4 protein-coding genes and 1 pseudogene are annotated in these 5,824 nt (G+C 39.9%); 1 reads left to right on the forward strand and 4 read right to left on the reverse strand.

All coding sequences use genetic code 11. The features are described from left to right. Window positions 1-54: 54 nt before the first annotated feature. Window positions 55-198, reverse strand: a pseudogene (locus P9B04_RS13020) (RNA-guided endonuclease TnpB family protein); the annotation flags it as partial. Window positions 199-404: 206 nt separating this feature from the next. On the opposite strand from P9B04_RS13020, the gene P9B04_RS13025 reads away from it, so the two are divergent. Beyond that, the gene (locus P9B04_RS13025; RefSeq protein WP_342055421.1) at window positions 405-2,204 is read left to right on the forward strand and encodes an aspartate kinase; all 1,800 of its coding nucleotides are present in this window, start codon (window positions 405-407) and stop codon (window positions 2,202-2,204) included. A 700-nt stretch (window positions 2,205-2,904) separates the two neighbouring features. Here the strand turns inward: P9B04_RS13025 and P9B04_RS13030 are convergent. The 3 genes from P9B04_RS13030 to P9B04_RS13040 form a co-directional block, all read right to left on the reverse strand. Further along, entirely contained in the window at window positions 2,905-3,921 is a 1,017-nt protein-coding gene (locus P9B04_RS13030) for a hypothetical protein (RefSeq protein ID WP_342055422.1), read from the reverse strand. Between the two features lie 51 nt (window positions 3,922-3,972). Beyond that, on the reverse strand, window positions 3,973-4,194 hold the full coding sequence (locus tag P9B04_RS13035) for a hypothetical protein (protein ID WP_342055423.1): 222 nt from the start codon (window positions 4,192-4,194) through the stop codon (window positions 3,973-3,975). A 61-nt stretch (window positions 4,195-4,255) separates the two neighbouring features. Continuing rightward, the gene (locus tag P9B04_RS13040) at window positions 4,256-5,749 is read right to left on the reverse strand and encodes a vWA domain-containing protein (protein WP_342055424.1); all 1,494 of its coding nucleotides are present in this window, start codon (window positions 5,747-5,749) and stop codon (window positions 4,256-4,258) included. Window positions 5,750-5,824: the final 75 nt, after the last annotated feature.

Consider the following 5,824-nt stretch of genomic DNA (forward strand, 5'->3'; position numbering starts at 1 on the left):
CATCTGCCTATTCTAGCTTATAAAGGGTATAACAAGAGCGGATTTGGTATTAGCTCTCTTTTCAAAGAAATTCTTAAAAGCCGATTCCAAGTTTTTTAATGCCTGTTGTAATGTCGCTGCCGTTGATTCAGTTAACCAGTTATAATCAGAGAGTTTTTTCAGTTGGGTAAGGTCTTTTGCCATCTGGCAATAAGTCATACATTAAGCTATCTTCCTAAAGATTGTTTTCCCTCAGCCACAGATTTACCTGACTCCTGACTCCTTGCTCCGAAGGGGTGATGACTAATCAAAACTTTTCCCAAATTCCTGGGACTCAACAATATAAGAAAATGTTACAAATTCCCCATAACCCCTAAGTAACTTTGCTAAATTAAAGCTTAGATATCTCTGCTTCTATTTCAACTATGGCTCTCATTGTGCAAAAATATGGAGGAACCTCCGTCGGCTCGGTGGAACGCATACAAACCGTCGCCCAACGTATCCGTAAAACTGTTCAACAAGGAAATAAAGTGGTTGTAGTTGTCTCTGCTATGGGCAAAACCACCGATACTTTAGTAGGGTTAGCTCAGGAAATCACCCCCAACCCTTCCAGAAGAGAGATGGATATGTTACTCTCTACGGGGGAGCAGGTAACTATTGCCCTCATGACCATGGCTCTACAAGAAATAGGTCAAACAGCTACCTCATTAACTGGGGCGCAAGTAGGCATCGTTACCGAAGCCGAACACAGTCGGGCCCGTATCCTTTCTATTAAACCAGATCGCATCAAACACCATCTTGATCAAGGGGAAGTGGTAGTTGTAGCAGGGTTTCAAGGCATTAGTTCCCGAGAAAATCTAGAAATTACTACTCTGGGCCGCGGGGGTTCAGATACCTCTGCAGTGGCGTTGGCCGCCTCATTAAAAGCCAATTTTTGCGAGATATACACCGATGTTCCAGGAATTTTGACCACCGATCCCCGTCTGGTACCTTCCGCAAGGTTAATGGAGGAAATAACCTGCGATGAGATGTTAGAATTAGCCAGTCTCGGAGCAAAAGTACTACACCCGAGAGCAGTGGAAATTGCCCGTAACTACGGGGTTTCCTTGGTGGTGCGTTCTAGCTGGAGCGATGCACCAGGTACTCACGTAATTTCCCCTATTCCCAAACCCAGATCCTTAGAAGGTTTAGAACTGACTAAAGCGGTGGATGGGGTAGAATTTGACGGTGAACAGGGAAAAATTGCCCTATTACGGGTTCCCGATCGCCCCGGAATAGCCGCCCGTTTATTTGGAGAAATCGCCCATCAACAGGTGGATGTGGACCTAATCATTCAATCTATCCACGACGGAAATAGTAATGATATTGCCTTTACGGTGGTCAAAAATGTCTTGAACAAAGCAGAAGCAGTAGCAGAAGCGATCGCACCTGTTTTACGCAGTACCCCCTCCAACTCCACCGAAGCAGAAGTGATGGTAGAAACAGGAGTGGCTAAAGTTTCCATCGCCGGTGCTGGAATGATCGGCCGTCCGGGTATCGCAGCCAAAATGTTTAAAACCTTGGCTGCAGCTAAGATTAACATCGAAATGATCTCCACCTCAGAAGTGAAAGTGAGTTGCGTGGTAGCTCAAAAAGACGGCGATCGAGCCATATCTGTTTTGTGTGAAGCGTTTGATCTGCAATTATCCTCTAATACTGCAGCCTCTCAAACAGCAGCCACCGCACCTCCTGTACGGGGAGTTGCTGTAGACACGAAACAGGCGCAAATTGCCATTCGTCATGTTAAGGATAAACCGGGGATGGCAGCTGGTATTTTTGGAGTATTGGCGGACAATAATATTAGTGTGGATACCATTATTCAATCTCAGCGTTGCCGTATTTTAGCAGGAACCCCCACCCGTGACATTGCCTTTACAGTTGCTCAAGAGAATGCTCAAGCAGCTTGTGAAGCCTTAAAGAGCCTTTCTGAGAGCTTTGAGGAGATGATAGTGGATGAAGATATCGCTAAGGTGAGTATTGTTGGTGCCGGTATGGTTGGACAACCAGGGGTTGCAGCTAAGTTTTTTACGGCTTTAGCCAAGGAAAAGATTAATATTAAAATGATTGCTACTTCCGAGATCAAGATTAGTTGCGTTGTTCCCCAAGAAGAAGGGGTTAAGGCGTTAAAAGCAGTTCATGATGCCTTTGAGTTAGCAGGGATAGAAACGGTTGAGGTTCCGGCTTAATAAAGATTGGTTTGGTGTCAAACGTATCTTATCAGCTATTACTCATATCTTGCACCTTCGATAACACTGACTAGTTTGTAAGCGTTTAGCTATCAGCTATCAGCTATCAGCCATCAGCCTTCATTAAAGGAAATAGGCTAGGCTAAATATGATAGCACCAGACCTATGCTGGAAGTAGTATTCCTCAAGATCTGGTGCTATCTGTTGACTACAAAATTTCCGTCGAACTCACGTAGAGTTAGAAGAGGGAAGAGAAGAAATATCTAAAGGTTAAAAAGAGAGTGTAACTGGCGAACAGAACTAGTATTAGAAAGCTGATAACTTTCACCCAGTCTTTTACAGTAGAGAATAAGGTCGAGAAGTACATAAGCAAAAAAAATTTATCAAGGATAGGATGGATTCTAGATATGATGAAAAAGTTAATAAACGGGGGGCATAAGACAAGCAACCTCTTATGCTTTGGATATAGGAGTCATAACCCAAGTCAGAGTAAGGGTTTGCAATGAAGTATGCTTGTTATTTGCGATCGAGTAAGTCTACAGAAAGGGATTCTGAGATAGCAAAAACAGAATACCCAAAAAGATAACAAAAGTCATCAGGGTATTTATACTTACAACAGAGAAGTTTTTGTAAACTAATCGCTGAAAGGCTTACAGGATGTTTGCTAAACAAGGATTTTCATATTTAGTTAGGATAAAATTTATGATTGTTCAGCTTCTTCTAATAGATTAGATAAGGATTTAACTGCGGCAAAACTGGGATCTGGCAAAACGATCCAATTGCCTTGGGGTGAATCATAACCGTAGTTTTGAGCAGCTTCTTGAAACTCGGGTAATTGAATAATTCTCAGAAGTTGTGTTCCTTTTTCAGAAAACGATAAAAATTGATTACTATTGATAACAGTATGGGATAAAGCAACTAAGGTAAATTGGGAGTTTTCTTGAATAATTTGTTTTCCTACGGAATAATAAGTTATGGCCCAAGGAAAACCCCCTTCTTCTAAAGACACTTTAATTTTCGAGGAAGTTGATTCAGCGAACCCAGAATAGAGCCTTAAATTCTCCATTTTTTTAGTAAGTTCTGCCGGAATTTCTGTAGGTAAAGGTTTAAATTGAGGAATATGAGAACTGTTTTTTAAATCGGGTTGATCGGCTACACCATTTAACAGCATATTGTACCAAATAGTTCCGATTAAAGTTTCAGCCATCACTCCACCATTTGATTTACGAGCATTGGTCATAATCACTCCTGGAGGGGAAGCGTATCGAGTTAATCCTACTTGATTCCAAGTTAGATTACCTTCTAAAAAGTCAGCCAAAGTCACAGCATCCACTCGATATTCAAACCCGTATTTTTTAAGATTATCGTCGGGTTTTATTACTGTAAAAAATTGTTTTTCTGATAAAGTTTGAGCGGCATTTTTATCCACAACCAACACCAAAGGATCGCTAAATGTTGCCTCGTTGTCTAAAATTTTTATTCCTTTTGCTTCTAAAATTTGTCCACCTCCTTCAGCAATGGGTGCATCTCCTGTCCAAATAAAATCTAGTCCATCTAAGTTGGTTTGCTCTTGAAGGGTAGATAATTGGGAAATCGAGCCTTTTTTCGTGACACTTCCCTCGGTTATTTGCAAATTTTCCATTTTTAATAATTCTTTGATCTTCTCATCTTTGACCAATAAATCGTATCTTTCTCCGCCGACATAACCAGAAATCAAATCGGGGGTTTTAAAATTTTCTTGAATTTGAGGGATTCCAAAAATCGTTAGTCAACCAATTCCTAGAGCAATTAAAATATAAGCAATCCAACTAGAAAAATTTTGAATTCTTTCACTCAAGCTACTGGTTAAAATGAGGGCAGCTACCCCTAATGTGACACCGATAGCTATGGAATTAATCCAGTTTATTCCTAATAACTTGAGAGCTAAAGTTACTAGAATAATGAGGCTACTACTAGTCAGTTGAGAAATTTTACGTTTTTGCCGATTCATGATTTGTTACCTCTCCTTAAAAATTAATGACTAATTATTATTTGTGATGACATAATCCCGACTATATTTGTGCTTCTCGAAATGCTTTTAATAACTCTTCTAAAGTTTGGTTAGCATTCCCTGAAATAATCGGTCTTGCATCTAGTGTTCTCGATAATTTTCGTAGTTGTTGGCTATCAATTTCTCCTGCTCCCACAATAGTTAATTCTACATTTTTGTCTTGTAAAGATTGATAAGTATTCAAGAGTTCTGGGGTAATGGGATCTGCAAATTTTCCATCGGTAAATAGGAAAATCTCTATTTTGTAATCAGGGGGAACTTTTGAGGCTGTTTCTAACCCCATAATTAAACCTTTATCTATAGGAGTTCCACCCTTTGGTTGTACGTCTTTTTGCAATGTTTCCCAGATAATTTCTCGAGATATTTCTTCTGCTGGTTGACTATTAAAAGGGATTTGATACGCATCATTTCCTTGATAAATAATGAGACTAAAACGATCATTTGGAGAGTACAAAAAATTATCTTTTGCTTTTTGGGTTTCTAATAATTCTGAGAAAGCAGCTAATAGTTGTGGATATCCTTCTCCTCTCATAGAACCGGAAGCATCAATAATACCGATAATCCAACGTTTTTGTCTGATTGAAGGGTGAAAGTTATCCAAAAGTTGACGATGAACTTGAGCAATGGGAGTTGCTTCTTTTGTTATTGTATTAGCTAAGGGGGGATGAAGTCGTTTAATTTCTTCAAATTTACGGGGGTTTTTGCTTTCTAATCGATTAAATACCCCCTCAATTAATTGGCTTTTTAGGGTTTCATCTTTTGTGGTTACAAACCAAGTGGGAGTAACAGCAATAGCGGGTTTAACTTCTATTAAACTAACGGGTTGAGATAGGGTAGTTGTTTTCCCGTGATAGTAAAGTTCTGTCCCATCTGGTGCATATAAAAACCGATAAAGAGCGGCTAGAGTGTCTTCCGGCCAATCCTGAGCCAATGTTTCTGCTAAATAAGCCGTGCTTTCGCTAGATTTTCCTAAATTTTTATAAATAGGTTGTAGAGGTTCTAGGGATTGAGGGGTGATTTGTTCAGGGGTTAAGGTAGAAGTAATGGCTTCTCTGGTTAACCAAAGCAGGGTATTATAGCCACTATTGCTGTAAGTAGGAATAGTTGTTGCTAAGCGAATTTTTCCCGATTTTAGCTTCTCTAAAATTTCTTTACGGGGGACAATTTTTTTATCCCAGCCCAAAGCTTGTGCAGTGGTTTTTGGGAGCGCAAATTGTACTCGACTTTGATATAATGTCCCCGATGTATCAACCCAATTAGCCGAAGGACATTTAATATTTGGCCACATTTCATCCGCAATAGCGATCGCATCTAGTTCCCCCTTACATGCCATATTCACAAGGGAAACCGATCCCTTTGGAATAATAGTAACCTTTCTTTTAGTTGCTTGTTCTGCCAGGGAGGTTATTTCTTGTTCAAAGATTAAATTTTCCGAAGAAATACCAATACGAATACTATTACCTTCTTGAGTATTTTGACAACTATAAATAGTCAATGCCAAGAAAAAAGTAAGACAAAAACGTATCTTCTCAAAAAGCCAGGGGTCACTCGCTGCGAAAACTTAGGCCAA

Origin of the sequence: Crocosphaera sp. Alani8 (assembly GCF_038442745.1) — a bacterium.
GTDB lineage: Bacteria > Cyanobacteriota > Cyanobacteriia > Cyanobacteriales > Microcystaceae > Crocosphaera.

Excerpts from the sequence above, each read along its gene's own strand:
- P9B04_RS13025 (WP_342055421.1), top strand. The coding sequence starts at position 405 with ATGGCTCTCATTGTGCAAAAATATGGAGGAACCTCCGTCGGCTCGGTG.
- P9B04_RS13035 (WP_342055423.1), bottom strand. The coding sequence starts at position 4,194 with ATGAATCGGCAAAAACGTAAAATTTCTCAACTGACTAGTAGTAGCCTC.